Origin of the sequence: Idiomarina sp., assembly GCF_019431395.1 — a bacterium.
GTDB lineage: Bacteria > Pseudomonadota > Gammaproteobacteria > Enterobacterales > Alteromonadaceae > Idiomarina.
The window spans coordinates 619,559-634,204 of the sequence record NZ_CP080268.1 but is presented as its reverse complement, the minus strand read 5'-3'; the positions used below and the strand labels follow the sequence as shown (position 1 = coordinate 634,204).

Genomic DNA, 14,646 nt, shown 5'->3' with positions numbered 1-14,646 from the left:
TACTGGTGGCTAGTCATGTGTCTGATACAGGCGTCGTTGACGTTTTGCGGCAAAAGGCAACCTTAACCGCCAGCGGGAGCCATCACTTACCACCGTCATTTGGCCTACATCTTTGCTGTTAAACCATGGCCTTTGCATATGATTAAAACGGCTTACGGTGTAACGGTGCGGAAAATTAAAGCCTTTGTGCTCACCGTTACTCATGAGTATCAATGACGGTCGCGTTTGTTTTAGCATTAGCCAACCACTGGAGGTTTTGCTGCCGTGGTGCGCAGCAACTAACACATCGACGGCGGGAAAACCGACTGACTCAGCAATTTTTCGCTCAGCCGCAAACTCAATGTCGCCGGGTAGTAAGAGTCGGAAGTTTTTATACTGCAGTACCATTACACAGGATTGGTCATTCGACTTGGTAATGGCGTGATCCCGTCGCGGCCATAATACCTGCCACTGGATATCATTCCAGCGGCCCTGCATGCCCTGTTCACAAGGCTGTCGGGTTAGTGCACCAAAGCGACTGACCTGGCTGTAATGTTGCTTCAAATACGCTAACCCACCACTGTGATCGCGGTCACTATGGCTAACCCAGATCCCTTCAAGTTGCAGTTGTCGGTACTGCAAAAATGGTTCAATGACTGTAGCGGCCAAACTATAGCCACTGCCATAGCTATTGCCGGTATCAATAAGCCAGGCTCGCCCTTGTCGCTCAACTACCACAGCCTGCGCCTGACCGACGTCCAACACATGCACAAATAAAGACTCACCCCGTGTTCGGCTTTGATAAAACGCCAGTAATGTCAGTGGTAGCGTTGTCAGCAGGACTAGTTTTAATAACCGACTCGATAGCGGCAACAGCACCAGCAAAAGTAACAAAAACAGCACGTAGACCGGCAGCTCAATTGGCGGTTGCCACCAACTCCACGACCACTGCGTTATGACTTTTAACAAGGGGGCCGCAAGGGACAAAGGCAGCGTAGCCAGATACCACAAGTTGTCAGCAAACTGATGAGCAAACGAAATTTCTGCGACCGTCCCAATCAAGGTCAATGGCAGCATCCACAAGCTGATCACTGGTAACAGTATTAAATTAGTTAACGGAGCTACCAATGAAACCCCGCCAAACCAATGCAGTGACAGCGGCGCCATGACCAACAAAAACATACATTGTAGTCGCAGCAGAGCCAGGGTTTTAGATGATTGAGGGCGGTGTCGCCAGCGCCACAGCGTGGTCAGAATGGTAAACAACGCCGTTACCGATAGCCAAAAACCGGCGTCCAGTAGTGCCAGTGGATCAACTAACAACAGCAGCGCCACCGTGCGTAATAACAGTTGAGCAGGCGTGACGTGCACTGCAACCAGCCGGTGTAAAACAACGACGGCAAACATGATTAAGGCTCTAACCGTAGCAATTGAAAAATCAGCTAACCAAGCGTATGCCGCCGCAATTAACAACGCCAACAGCCAGCTCAACGCCTGCACCGACTGCTGTTCCAACGCCATCCCGGGCCTTATTATCGGTAACAAACGCGACACCCCTACGCGCCCGAGAATCAGACCGGCCCAACCCACTAAACTCAGGTGTAACCCCGAAATTGCCAGCGCATGCATTAAGCCAGCAGACTGCCATTGGTTGCGCTGCTGCTCGCTCAACAGTTCGCGCACACCGATTGCAAGCGCCGCCAGCACACCAGCGTGTGGACTATCAAGAGCATTAAAGGTGCGTACCAGGCGGGCGCGAATATTGCTGGCGTTGGCGATCAGTTCACTGGTTTTAACTGAGCCCCGTGCGATAATATTCTGGCGCTGCATGGCTGCCAGATAGTCGCGACTGCCCTCATTCCAATAATTTTTAAAGCGTTTAAGCGATACCGTAAATCGCCATGTTTGCCCTAAGCCAACCTGTTTCGCACGATCACCATACCAGCTGAGCAGAAGCTTACCGTGCGGCAACGAATTTTCCTCATCGCCATCAATCAACTCGACGACAAAACGTGTGTAGTGCGGGTAGTGTCGGGGAATTTCGACAACCCTTACAGTTACCTGCTGTGCCCCTTCCAAATCAGTCAACTGCGCACTGCGTTCAGCATAAGAATTTAAATTTGCAGTTACTACCCCAATACCGCAAAATAGCGCCACAATCGCGGTTGCAACAAACCGTGCAGGCGGTAACATAGTACCTATTGCCAACGCCAGAACACTGGCAACCACCGCCCAGGTGGCGGTTCCGGAAGTCGGCAGGTATAAACTCATTGCGACTCCCGCAATAAAAATGAGTAGACAACGGTCCATCGTTGCTCCTGATCAGTGGTCATCAATTAGTAACAGGTAGGTGCATGGCTCGACGGGTCATTAAAAAAATGATGCCGGATCACGACAAAATCCGACGCTCGCGAGCAATTAAACTGTTCGGCAGTTTGTTGCACGATGGCAACTTATGGCATTTGAACCGTCGCTCTGCCTCCGGAGCCTTTGCAGTTGGTTTGTTTACCGCTTTTATTCCGGTGCCTTTTCAAATGTTGCTGGCCGCCGCCGCGGCAATCATTTTTCGGGTCAATTTGCCGTTGTCAGTCGGGTTAGTCTGGATTTCTAATCCCATTACCATGCCGCCGTTATTTTATTTGTGCTACCGGCTGGGTAACTGGCTATTATCGGCGCCCCCGCATCCTTTTACCTTTGAATTGAGCTGGGAGTGGTTGATAGGCAGTATCTCCACTATTGGCCCGGCTCTCATTACTGGTTGTTTAGTGTTAGGAACGCTTGCCAGTGTCAGCGGTTATTTGGGCATCCGTTTGCTCTGGCGGCAATCGGTGGTCAAAGCCTGGCGCCGTCGCCCCGGCGCTCGTCGTTAGTGACTGCTATGTAATGCCCGGGCAGGTTGTACACGGGTGGCTCGCCACGCCGGATACAAGGTTGCCAACAAGCTCATCAGTAAGGCGACACCGGTTACCAGGGCAACATCTTTCAGCTGCAGTTCAGAGGGTATGCGGCTGACAAAATAGACATCATCATCCAGAATTTTCATGGCAAAAACCGATTCTAATATCGCCATAATATCCGGTAAACTCCAGGCCAAACCAATACCCAACAGAGCACCCCAGAACACACCAACAAGCCCGTTTTGCAATCCCTGCCAGACAAATGTAAGTATGATTTTGCTGTCTCTTAGCCCCATGGTTTTTAACATCGCAATCTGCGACTGTTTTTTAGTAACCGTCAGCACCAGGGTCGAAACGATATTAAAACAGGCCACCGCCATGACCAGTACCAGCACCAGGTAAATAACAGTACGCACTAATTCAATATCGCGATACAAATGCCCATGCGTCCGCATCCAGTGACTGACATAAACCAAAACCGGCAACTGGTTACCCACCCGCTGAGCTACTTGGTCGGCGTTGAATACATCGGCCACGCGCAAACGAATTCCGCTAACTCCACTGGGTATTGAGGCCAGCGTTCTGGCCGTTTCTAATGAGGTGTAAGCATTCTGATGGTCTATTTCACCACCAAATTCAAATAACCCCACCACGGTTAGACGGTGTCGCTTGGGTGCCTGAAACGCCTGTTCCTGGTGTTGCGCTACCAGCATGGTCAACGCGTCTCCCACCTCAACGCCCAGATCCTCAGCCAGTCCACGTCCCAGCACAACACTCGACGGTGTTGCATAGAGTGAGGATAGCGCCTGTGGGGAGATAAAATCATAAACGCCGCTTAGTTTATCGGGCGTTGAACGAGGTTCAGCAATGCCCTGCAACACAACACCTTTAAAGGTGTTACCAACCTGCACCATGGCTGTTTGCTGAATGACCGGTGTTACCTCTAAAACCTCAGGGTCACGACTAATGATATCAGCAATCGCTTGCCAGTCATCGAATTCACCTTCTACACGCTGGTACTCAACATGCGGAACCACGCGCAGTAGTTGGTCCTGCAGCGCTGATTGAAAACCGTTCATCATAGATAACGCAGTAATTAAAACCGCACAACCCAACACAATTCCCAGCGTTGATGACGCCGAAATAAAAGAAAGAAATCCGGTCTGTTTACTTTGGCCCCGAAAACGACGCGCCAGTATCCAACTTAACACGGCGCATCCTCATGTACATCTGTCACCAAGTGGCCGCGGCTTAATCGTTCAGTACGCTGTAATTGAGCGGCCAGATGTTCATCGTGGGTCACGATAATGAATGCCGTACCCTGTTCTCGATTCAATTCCAGCATAAGTTGGTAAACGGCCTCTGCGGTTTCTCCATCCAGGTTGCCCGTGGGTTCATCAGCAATGACCAATTTAGGTCGGTTAGCAAACGCTCTGGCAACCGCAACCCTTTGCCGTTCGCCGCCGGATAGTTGTGCGGGACGATGTTCCAGGCGATGTGCCAGACCCACCCGCTCGAGCAATTCAGTCGCACGTTGTTTTGCTTCTGCGGTTGGCCGACCTTGTATCAGCAGGGGCATGGCAACGTTTTCCAGCGCATTGAACTCAGGTAATAAATGATGAAACTGATAAACAAAACCGACGTTCTGGTTGCGCCACTTCGCCAGTTGCGATGCAGACCATCGCGTCACGTCCTGACCGTCAAATAGCACCGCGCCTGAGGTTGGCCGATCCAAACCCGCCAAGATGTGCATCAAGGTACTTTTGCCCGACCCCGACGCACCAACAATCGCAACCATTTCGGCAGCATCAATGGTAAAGTCCACGTCGTTTAACACTTGAACCTGACCACTTCCGTCATCATAGACTTTATTAATGTGTTGCCCCTGCAATAACACCTTAGTCATAGCGCAACGCCTCCGAAGGTTGAGTCTTTGCTGCCACTAATGCCGGGTAAACACTAGCCGCCAAACATAAAATTAATGACGCCACCGCGACGGTAATAACATGTACCGGCTCGATAACAACGGGCAGTCCGGCGGGGCTAATCGCCATAAGATTTATGCCCAGAGCCAGCAGGATGCTATCAAGATAATAACTAACGGCCAGCCCGGCGCTTACCCCAACCAGTGTGCCCAGTATGCCGTTATAGCTGCCTTGTAACAGGAATACCCGGCGCACCTGTGCCTGCGACAGCCCTAAGGTTTGTAAAATGGCTATATCCTGGCGTTTTTCATTGATGACCATAACCAATGCAGACAGCGTATTAAACGCGGCGACGGCTATAATGAGTGCCAACATTAACCACATCATGCGTTTTTCCATCGCTACCGCATCAAATAACTGACCAAACTGTTCGCGCCAGTCCGTTACCTGATAATCCGTTGCCTGACGAAAGTCAGCCGCAACCCCGGGCGCAGCAAAAGCGTCATCTAACTGCAGTTGAAAGCCCTGTACCGATTCTGCCGGTCTTCGCATTAGCCGATTGAGATCGCCGGCAGCTGTCACCACCAGGCCGTTATCAACCTCTGACTGTAATGAAAAAATACCGCTGACGCGGAATTGTCGTTGCGCAGGGACCATACCGAATGGCGTGTAAACCGCGCCTTCTGCAGTGATAAGGCGTACACTGTCGCCCAGGGTGACGCCTAATTTATTAGCCACTCCCTGCCCTAAAACGATATTGTAATTGCCCTGTTTCAGACTTTGCCAGTCTCCTGCCCGCAACGATGACGTTAAGCGTTCAGGTAGTCCGGAATCTGCCCCTGATGGTTCAGAACTTGCTAAACGTCCACGAGCGGCTACCACCACCATATCTGTGCGGCCTTGCAATACCGCTTGTGTCTGCACCAGTGGCAATGATTGTTGCACGTGAGCGTGAGCCGGCAGCGCCTGCCGGGCTTGACGCCAGTCTGTTAAGGGGTGTGATTTAACCAGACTAACCTGCGGTACCGCGCCCAGAATACGGTTCTTTAGTTCGCTTTCGAAGCCATTCATTACCGACATTACCACCACCAACGCCATGATACCCAGCGCAATGCCGCCGAGGGCGAACCGGTTAATAAATCGGGTAAAAGCCGAGCTCTTTTGTGCCCTGCCATAACGCCAGGCCAGAAACAGCGTAACCGGTCGAAACATCAGCCTCTCAAAATCTATTGTTGCTTATTAATTACGAGCAAGGATAATGAGTTGTGATAAGCCTGACAACAAAAAGGGCAGAATAAGGGCAGAACATGGCAAATTCCCCGTTATCTCAGACACAACAAATCGGCGATTTCTTTACCGTCGCTGAATCGTTCCCCGTCAATCTTCATCAGCTTGAGGAAGCTGCCGTGGTGCCGGACGAGTGGGAATTTGAATCAGAGATGCCGGAATTATTTACTATGGCGTCTAATATGGCCGGTAGTGATCAGGATTTACTACAACAACTAAAAATGGACAGTCATCAGTCGCCTGTTTTAGTGCAAGTGCTTGAACAAATGAACCAGCGCATGATCACCATGCTGGGCTATTTGTTGCGTTACGAAGATGACCCCAAACACCGTTTTCAGGGCACCGAATTCGGCGGCGGCGGGATTCGCTTAATAACTCCGGATCCTATCGATAACGACACCCTGTTCCGGGCAAAATTATTTTTTAAAAACGAGTCTCTGGCTATCTACTGCTATTTGCGTTGCAGTGCCTGCGAGTCACTCGCCGACGAACCGGGTTACAGTGCCACCTTTGAGTTTGAGCGGATTCTGGAACAGGATCAGGAACACCTAATACGCGCAAGTCTGCACTCACAAAGTCGCCAGTTAAAACGTCGCGCCCAAGAGCGCGACCAAAGTAAGAATAACAGCGACGACAATAAATCTGACTAAACAGACATCCAAAAGCGTTGCCAAATCGGTATAATGCCCGAGTCTTTTCATGGGTAGTTGGAATATCATGGCTGAAGTTTCTGTATTTAATCCTCCGTTTCCAGACACCAGTGAGCGCGATATCAGTTGGGTCAATTTACGCGGCAGTAGCGAGGCACTGGCACTTGCCCGTTTAATTGATCTGACCCCCGGGCGCGTTTTAATTGTCACCGCCGATGCCAATCAGGCTCACCGCCTGGAGCAGGAGGTACGCTATTTCGCTGGTGAGAACACGGAATACCATGACGACATAACGCTGTTCCCTGACTGGGAAACACTACCGTATGACAGTTTTTCGCCACACCAGGATATTATCTCGGAACGTTTGAGCGTGCTGGCAAGGTTACCCAGCGCTAAGCGTGGCGCACTCATCGTTAGTGTTAACACGCTAATGCAACGCATCGCGCCAACAAACTTTGTAAAAAGTCAGGCACTTAACTTTACCGTCGGCCAGACACTCAATGCACTGGCCTTACGCGAGGAGCTGGAGAAAGCAGGTTACCGCAGCGTCAACCAAGTGATGGAGCATGGCGAATTTAGCTCCAGGGGCTCGATTCTGGATTTGTTCCCGATGGGCAGTTCAACGCCTTACCGGCTGGACTTTTTTGACGACGAAATCGACAGCATTCGGCCATTCGACCCTGAAACACAATTATCGCAGGAGCCCGTCAACCAAGTAAGATTACTGCCTGCACATGAGTTTCCATTAACCAAAAACGGTATCGAACGGTTTCGTAGCCAATTTCGCGAGCGCTTCGAGGTAACCACCGAACGTGATTCGGTTTATCAACAAGTCAGCAAATCACAATTACCCGGCGGTATTGAATACTATTTGCCATTGTTCTTCGAACAAACAGCATCGTTATTCGACTACCTGCCTGACGACACCGTACTGGTATCTTTTGGCGATATTCAGGGCGCGTTAGAGCGTTTATGGACAGACATCAGCCATCGCTATGAACAACGCCGCTACGACAAGCTCAGGCCGCTGCTGCACCCGAATGAATTGTTTTTGCCAGCCAACGAGGTGCATGCTGGGTTCAAGCGTTTACGACGTATCCGTAGCGCTATCCCTGCAGATAAACCCACGCCGGGTGCGATTCAGTTTACCACCGAGATGGTTATCGACATTGCCGCGGATCATCAGCAAAAACAACCTTTTGCCAAACTCAAACAACGTATCGGCGAAGCACTGGATAATAACGAACGTTTGGTATTTTCGGCGGAAAGTGCCGGGCGCAAAGAAACACTGCGCGAAACCGTTGCACGACTCGGTTGGCAGCTGGCATCGTTTAGCAGTTTTGATGACTTCATCGCCTCCGGTGAGCCACTTGGGCTGATCGTCAGCCCGGTCATTAATTCGTTTTATTTACCTCAGGATAGTCTGTGGTTTATTACCGAAACGGAATTATTCGGCAATAAAGTCGCCCAGCGACGCCGCCGTGACCAAAAAGCCACGATTAGCCCAGACACACTCATTCGCAATTTGGCCGAACTGCAGGTTGGACAGCCCGTGGTGCACATCGACCATGGTGTCGGTCGTTATCAGGGTTTGACTACCTTAGACGCCGGCACAGTAACCACCGAGTTTGTCACCATTGAATACGCCGGCGGATCAAAGCTTTACGTACCAGTATCATCGCTGGATGTGTTAAGTCGTTATAGCGGCGGTGAAGACAACCATGCCCCGCTGCATAAACTCGGCAATGACAGCTGGGAAAAAGCCAAAAAGCGTGCAGCAGAAAAAGTTCGCGATGTAGCTGCCGAATTGCTCGACGTCTATGCCCGTCGCGAGGCCAAGCCCGGCTATGCATTTGCCATTAATGACGAAGACTATCGCCGTTTTGCCGATAGTTTTCCGTTTGAAGAAACCATTGATCAACAACAGGCGATTGCCGCCGTCACTGCGGATATGCGCACGCCAAGAGCGATGGACCGACTTATTTGTGGCGACGTTGGCTTTGGTAAAACCGAAGTTGCCATGCGCGCTGCGTACATTGCCGTTAACGACAGCAAGCAAGTGATGGTGTTGGTACCTACCACCCTGCTGGCGCAGCAACATTATGAAAACTTTAAAGACCGTTTTGCCGACTGGGCTGTTCGGGTAGAAGTCTTGTCCCGCTTTAAAACAGCAAAGCAATCTAAGCAAATACTGCAGGACTTAGAGGACGGCAAGGTTGATATTGTTATCGGCACCCACAAATTGTTGCAGGACAACATCAAATGTCACGACTTGGGGCTATTGATTGTCGATGAAGAACACCGCTTTGGTGTTCGCCAAAAAGAGACCATAAAACGGCTGCGCGCTGATGTCGACATACTCACGTTAACTGCAACGCCAATACCCCGGACCCTGAACATGGCGATGAATAACATTCGTGATTTATCGATTATCGCTACCCCGCCGGCTAAACGACTAGCGGTGAAAACCTTTGTCCGCGAATACGACGACAGCACCGTACGCGAGGCTATTCTGCGCGAAATCTTGCGCGGCGGTCAGGTTTATTTCCTGCACAACAACGTCGAGACCATCGAAAAAACCGCCCGCGATATTGAAAAGCTGGTTCCCGAGGCTCGTATAACGGTGGCACACGGGCAAATGCGAGAACGTGATCTCGAACGTATTATGTCGGACTTTTATCACCAGCGCTTTAACGTGCTGGTATGTACGACCATTATTGAAACCGGCATCGACGTGCCCAGCGCCAACACCATTATCATGGATAGAGCGGACCACCTGGGTCTGGCGCAAATGCATCAACTGCGGGGCCGTGTCGGCCGCTCTCACCACCAGGCATACGCTTATTTGTTAACGCCTCACCCCAAGCGCATGACAAAAGACGCGGCCAAACGCCTAGAAGCTATTTCGCAGTTGGAAGACTTAGGTGCCGGCTTTATGCTGGCAACGCATGACCTTGAGATTCGTGGCGCCGGTGAGTTACTGGGTGACGAACAAAGCGGGCAAATTGAAAGCATTGGTTTTACCCTCTACATGGACATGCTTGAGCAAGCAGTACAGGCCCTTAAAGACGGCAAAGAACCGTCGCTGGAGGGCTTAACCCGCCACCGCTCGGAAGTTGAACTGCGCGTGCCGGCGCTGCTACCGGATGATTACATTCCCGATATCAACAATCGGCTGAGCCTTTATAAGCGCATCGCCAGCAGTGATACTGAACAGCAACTGGAAGAGATCCAGGTCGAGCTCATCGATCGCTTTGGCCTGCTGCCTGACGCTGCTAAAAACTTAATCCGTCAAACCAGCCTGCGTAATCACGCAGAAAGGTTAGGAATTCGTAAAATCGATATGGGAAATCAAGGCGGTGTGATTGAATTTACTGATAATACCAATGTAAAACCGGAAGTTATTATCGGCTTAATGCAAACAGCGCCTAAGCACTACAAACTGGACGGCCCTAATCGACTGCGGATTACCCAACCGCTGGAGGATACTCAAAGCCGGCTAAAACTGGTAGAGTCGTTGCTTAGCGATTTTTCTCAGGAGCAAACCGAATGACGCGACGGCAGATACTGACCACCCTGCTTTTGCCCCTTGGGCTGTTAGCAAGCGCAGGTTCAGCCTTTGCAAAACTACCGGACCACAATTACTGGCGCTGGTTTGAGGTAGAGGTACTGCTGTTTAAACACACTGTCGAGCAAAACATCAACGAGCAGTTTCCGTTGGCTATTGAGCCAATTGCAGTGTCGTCAGCTAATGACTTGTTAGGTGCGCACTACAACCGTGACTTTACTGCGCTGCGCACTGGGCTGGGTGAGTGTGACTCATGGCCTGAGTTCGGTCAGTTCAATGATTTTTCCTGGCGTTTTGACTGTTACTACAGCGACGAAAATCAATGGGTAACTATACCCGGCAACCCGTTTGCACCGCCCAGTAACTTGTCCTTAACCGATACTACTGCGGTTGTCGTTGACGGCAACGGCGGTAATATAGAAACCGCTCGAAGCGCATTTCTATTACCCTCTGCAACCCACGTTCTTTCTGAGACGCGCACCGAACTGGCCCGCAAAGGACTCGCCAAGCCGCTGTTACATGTCGCCTGGCGGCAACCCGTATTTACCGAAAAGCAAAACTACAAATTCCGATTATTCGGTGGCAAACAATTCAGTGATGAGTTTCGCTATGATGGCTACAAAAAAGAAGCGACAACAGGTACTGATAACAACATGGAGCGTTCGCTAATAGAGCGCGTGCAAACGCTGTTATCTCAGGTCGATAATAATCAGCTACGGTTTAAAACTGACGTACCCGAAAACCCACCACGACTGGACAATTCCTCTTATCCGCAAAGCGTATGGGAGCTCGATGGATTGCTGCATATATTTTTAATTGGTAATTACCTGCATATCGACAACGAATTTAACCTGCGCGAGGTTGCACAAGCTGAGTTGATACCAGAGGGTTTATCACAACAAGCGAAACACGCATTGTCGGGTGAATCTGTTGAACAGTCTTTTTTGCGAGCATTCAATTTTGATCAACGCCGCCGGGTAATCAGTCACGAAACACATTACTTTGACCATCCAAAAGTTGGTATGGTAATACAAATTCGCCGCACAGATTTATCAGCGCCGCGTTACTGAACTTAATTTATTCATACTTAGGGATTGGGTTATGGAAAAATACGAAGAACTCTTGCTCGCCTTGCGTAAAGTGATTCGGGCCATTGACCTGTATTCAAAACAACTCAATAAATATTCCGGACTGACTGCTCCACAGCTACTGATTTTACGTGAAATTGTCGCCCGCGACGGCATCACCGCCAGTGAAGTCGCGCAAAACATCACGCTCAGCCCGGCAACGGTATCTAACGTGATTGAGCGTATGGAGCATCGTCGTTTGATCCACCGCCACCGTAGCGACACCGACAAACGGCGGGTACTTTTATACTTAACTGAAGAAGGCCGTTCGCTGCTGCAAAAAGCACCACAACCATTGCAGGAAGACTTTATAGAAAAGTTTCAGGCCCTGGACGAGTGGGAACAGTCGCTACTGTTATCTTCGATGCAACGTATCGCGGCCATGATGGATGCAGAACGCTTAGACGCTGCACCGGTATTGGAAGTCGGCAGCTACCATAAAATGGACACTGAATAATGAAGAACTGGATTTATGCTACAGCCACCGTTGCCTTGTGTGCCCCGGTTGCAACATTGGCGCAAGAAAAAAACTGCGATATCAGTGAAGAACTCACCTCGATATCAACAATTCAGGGCGCTAATGACCAGTCGGACAAGATCGGTGAGCAACTCACGACAATGGGTATCGTAACCCAAAACCTCGCCGCGCCCGAACAGCTCGGTGGCGTTTACATTCAGTCACCTGAATCGCTACAAGACGATGACCCAAAAACATCGGAAGGTCTGTTTGTTAGCGCCAACAGCACCACCTTTGCCGACCTGAAAGTAGGCACTTTGGTCAAACTATCAGGACAGGTCAGCGAACAAAATGGTTTGACTCAGCTGACCGACGTCACTGAATTATATGAATGTGGTCAACAACCTCAGGTTGCACCGGTCACTGTTACACTGCCCTTTTCATCACGGCAGCAAGCAGAAGCTCACGAGGGGATGTTGGTAACCGTAAATGGGCAAAAGCCGCTGACCATATCGGGTCATTACCCGTTAGCCCGCTATGGCTATTTTGACGTATCTTCAGGCCGTTTATTTACACCGACTCAGGTAGCTTTGCCCGGCTCTGAGGCGGCTGCAGTGGCAGAGGCTAATGAACTCAACCGACTGCAGATTGACGATAATAGTCAGTTAGAGCCAAAGTCGTTGCCGCACCAACAGCTATTCCACGGCCCCCAACAGAGTCTGCGCAGTGGCGCCACCCTTAAGCCACTGTCTGGTGTTTTGTCGCAATTTCGTGATGACTACCGACTGCAACCAACAAAACCACCGCAACTGGCGCAACGTTCACGTATCACGGCGATTTTACCTAAACGCAAAAACGAGGTGCGAGTCGCCAGCTTTAACGTCTTGAATTACTTTAATGGTGATGGCATGGGTGGTGGCTTCCCCACCGAACGAGGCGCCAAGACCCCGCAACAATTGCAACGCCAGCAAGCTAAAATTGTAGCTGCCATTGACGCACTGGATGCGGACATCGTTGGCCTGATGGAGGTCGAAAATGATGGCTTTGAGCAGCACAGTGCAATACGGCAGTTAACCGATGCGGTAAACGCAGTAAGCGACATTAATTATGCCATTGCACAGCCGCACTCGGCCCGTGTTGGCACTGACCAAATCAGTGTCGGCATTTTATATAACGCCGAACGCTTCAAAACCTCGACCCATGCACTGACGTTAACCCAGGGGCCTTTCCGGCGCGGCAGCCGGGTGCCGTTAGCGCAAGTATTTACCGATAAAATTACCGAGCAAACATTCACCACAGTGGTCAATCACTTTAAATCCAAAGGTAGCTGCCCCGATGACGGCGTTAATGCTAATCAACAAGACGGACAGTCCTGCTGGAACGCTCTGCGAGTTGAATCCGCAGCGACACTGCTAGACTGGATTGAACAGCAACAAATGCCGCAACCGATTCTATTGGGGGATTTTAACGCGTACTATTACGAAGATCCGATGCGCTATTTCACCGACAACGAATATCAAAACGTATCCGAAGCAGATGACTATTCCTACGTTTATGACAGCCAGGCCGGTGCGCTTGATCACATCATAATACACCCTGAGCTGGCACCAAAGTTAACACGCGTGCAGCACCTTAACTTTAATGCTGACGAGCCGATAAGTTATGACTACCGTGATGATCAGTACTACCAACCCGGTCCTTATCGTGCGTCCGATCACGACCCACTGTTAGTTGATCTGGTTTTTGCGTCACCGGATTGATCAGTACGCGGCAAATAGGCGTTGGTGGTGCCAAAGTGCACCTCCAACTCCAGCCCCAGCATCCAGTGACCCTGCCGCCGTTCAGCCAGATACTCACGCGGCCAATGATAACCAACCCAGGTCTCAACAAATAACCACTCACGTAAATAACGTTGTCGGTTTAAAAAGCGTAAGCCGTAGTCGTTAATTGGTACCTCGTAGTCAGTTTGCCCCTCGATCCAGGTTTCTAGTGCCAGCGCTTTGTCTTCGCCATACAATTTGTAGGCTCGCATAGTCGAACTCCAGCGTAAGCCATTAGTTTCTTGTGCAAAGGTAGCTAACGACGACCAACGCGCTAACATGCTGTCAGTCAAACTCGCTTCAAGATCAACTCGTTGCGCCACGCCAAAACCATCGCTATCCCGCCAAAACGCCGAGCTCTGAAACCGCGCCAACGCCGATTCACCCAGCGCAACATCGGTCATGTAACGGCCGCGAACGTAGGTATCGAAGTCTAAACCACCCCGAATACCGACACTGTAAGAGACGCGATGTCTCTCGTTCATGTGTGGATCAAACCCCAACCCAACCAACCATTCCTCGTCCGAGCTGGGGGAACGAATAATCGATGGACGCCCTGCTGAGCCCTCGTCGATAAACTCATCGCTGTCAACTCGTCCAATAAAGGCTGACAGCTCTTCTTTTGCATGGGGTAAATTAACCCGGGCACGAAAACGTGATTTGACTTCAAAGCCATCGTAGCCGCTCCATTGCGGTGCGATTGATAGACGGCCGTAGGAGGAATAAGGTTGCTGGAAACGATCTTCAGCAAAGAAGCCGTCAATCCAGCGTGCGGTTTCATCAACCGAGATCTCCAGTCCCGCTCTAAACCCATCCAGCCAGGCATCCTGCTCTTGCTCATCTGTTTGCGTCTGCGCTCCGGCAACAAATGCAGACGAGCACAAGGCAAAAAAATTGATTGCCAAAGCAAACTTTTTCACTGCTTTGTACCTATAA

Annotated in this window: 11 protein-coding genes; 6 read left to right on the top strand and 5 right to left on the bottom strand. The window is 50.5% G+C overall.

What is annotated here, in order from left to right:
• Nucleotides 1-9 precede the first annotated feature (9 nt).
• Nucleotides 10-2,250, bottom strand: coding sequence for a DNA internalization-related competence protein ComEC/Rec2 (locus KZ771_RS03120; protein ID WP_290654325.1), 2,241 nt, complete (start codon nucleotides 2,248-2,250; stop codon nucleotides 10-12).
• A gap of 83 nt (nucleotides 2,251-2,333) precedes the next feature.
• Here KZ771_RS03120 and KZ771_RS03115 point away from each other — a divergent pair, with 83 nt between their 5' ends.
• A complete protein-coding gene (locus KZ771_RS03115) occupies nucleotides 2,334-2,849 on the top strand; it encodes a DUF2062 domain-containing protein (protein WP_133539299.1) in 516 nt (171 codons plus the stop codon).
• Here the strand turns inward: KZ771_RS03115 and KZ771_RS03110 are convergent.
• From KZ771_RS03110 to KZ771_RS03100, 3 genes are read right to left on the bottom strand one after another with little or no spacing between them, the layout of a single operon-like run.
• Nucleotides 2,846-4,087 (bottom strand): lipoprotein-releasing ABC transporter permease subunit, encoded by a 1,242-nt coding sequence (locus tag KZ771_RS03110; protein WP_133539300.1) that lies wholly within the window; start codon nucleotides 4,085-4,087, stop codon nucleotides 2,846-2,848. The two genes, KZ771_RS03115 and KZ771_RS03110, sit on opposite strands and share 4 nt — an antisense overlap.
• Nucleotides 4,081-4,782 carry a lipoprotein-releasing ABC transporter ATP-binding protein LolD gene (gene lolD / locus KZ771_RS03105; protein ID WP_290654324.1) on the bottom strand — a complete coding sequence of 234 codons (702 nt, stop codon included), beginning with the start codon at nucleotides 4,780-4,782 and terminating at the stop codon, nucleotides 4,081-4,083. Before lolD ends, KZ771_RS03110 begins: the two co-directional genes overlap by 7 nt.
• Entirely contained in the window at nucleotides 4,775-6,013 is a 1,239-nt protein-coding gene (locus KZ771_RS03100) for a lipoprotein-releasing ABC transporter permease subunit (protein ID WP_290654323.1), read from the bottom strand. Before KZ771_RS03100 ends, lolD begins: the two co-directional genes overlap by 8 nt.
• A gap of 95 nt (nucleotides 6,014-6,108) precedes the next feature.
• Between KZ771_RS03100 and KZ771_RS03095 the strand changes: the two genes are divergently transcribed.
• The 5 genes from KZ771_RS03095 to KZ771_RS03075 all read left to right on the top strand — a co-directional run bounded on the left by KZ771_RS03095 (nucleotide 6,109) and on the right by KZ771_RS03075 (nucleotide 13,650).
• A complete protein-coding gene (locus KZ771_RS03095; protein ID WP_133539303.1) occupies nucleotides 6,109-6,738 on the top strand; it encodes a PilZ domain-containing protein in 630 nt (209 codons plus the stop codon).
• Between the two features lie 67 nt (nucleotides 6,739-6,805).
• On the top strand, nucleotides 6,806-10,291 hold the full coding sequence (gene mfd / locus KZ771_RS03090; RefSeq protein WP_290654322.1) for a transcription-repair coupling factor: 3,486 nt from the start codon (nucleotides 6,806-6,808) through the stop codon (nucleotides 10,289-10,291).
• Nucleotides 10,288-11,376: a CsiV family protein gene (locus tag KZ771_RS03085; RefSeq protein WP_133539305.1), complete on the top strand. Its 1,089-nt coding sequence runs from the start codon at nucleotides 10,288-10,290 to the stop codon at nucleotides 11,374-11,376. Before mfd ends, KZ771_RS03085 begins: the two co-directional genes overlap by 4 nt.
• Nucleotides 11,377-11,407: 31 nt before the next feature.
• Nucleotides 11,408-11,890: a MarR family transcriptional regulator gene (locus tag KZ771_RS03080; protein WP_133539306.1), complete on the top strand. Its 483-nt coding sequence runs from the start codon at nucleotides 11,408-11,410 to the stop codon at nucleotides 11,888-11,890.
• The gene (locus KZ771_RS03075) at nucleotides 11,890-13,650 is read left to right on the top strand and encodes an ExeM/NucH family extracellular endonuclease (protein WP_290654321.1); all 1,761 of its coding nucleotides are present in this window, start codon (nucleotides 11,890-11,892) and stop codon (nucleotides 13,648-13,650) included. The genes KZ771_RS03080 and KZ771_RS03075 overlap by 1 nt, the downstream gene beginning before the upstream one ends.
• Here KZ771_RS03075 and KZ771_RS03070 read toward each other — a convergent pair.
• Nucleotides 13,605-14,630, bottom strand: coding sequence for a hypothetical protein (locus tag KZ771_RS03070; protein ID WP_290654320.1), 1,026 nt, complete (start codon nucleotides 14,628-14,630; stop codon nucleotides 13,605-13,607). The genes KZ771_RS03075 and KZ771_RS03070 overlap by 46 nt on opposite strands.
• Between the last annotated feature and the right edge of the window lie 16 nt (nucleotides 14,631-14,646).